The organism is Bacillus sp. AFS001701, assembly GCF_002559405.1.
In the GTDB taxonomy this organism is placed as follows: domain Bacteria; phylum Bacillota; class Bacilli; order Bacillales; family Bacillaceae_G; genus Gottfriedia.
On the sequence record NZ_NTZO01000395.1, the window covers coordinates 1 to 258 of the forward strand.

Consider the following 258-nt stretch of genomic DNA (forward strand, 5'->3'; position numbering starts at 1 on the left):
GCCGTGATCATCGACGAGGTCTCGCGGCGCGAGGACAGCGACCTCACCGATGTGCACGCGCAGATCGTCGTCGAGCGCGACAGTCAGAAGGCGATCATCATCGGGCATAAGGGCAAGCGGCTGCGCGACGTCGGCGCCCGTGCGCGCGGAGGGATCGAGGAGCTCCTCGGTACTCGCGTGTTCCTCGGCCTGCACGTGAAAGTCGCGAAGGAGTGGCAGCGCGACCCGAAGCAGTTGGGCAGGCTCGGATTCTGACAT

1 protein-coding gene is annotated in these 258 nt (G+C 65.9%); it reads left to right on the top strand.

The genetic code is table 11. The features are described 5' to 3' along the window. Positions 1-255: KH domain-containing protein (locus CN514_RS19995; RefSeq protein ID WP_176525992.1), on the top strand; the 255-nt coding region annotated here is incomplete at its 5' end. Between the last annotated feature and the right edge of the window lie 3 nt (positions 256-258).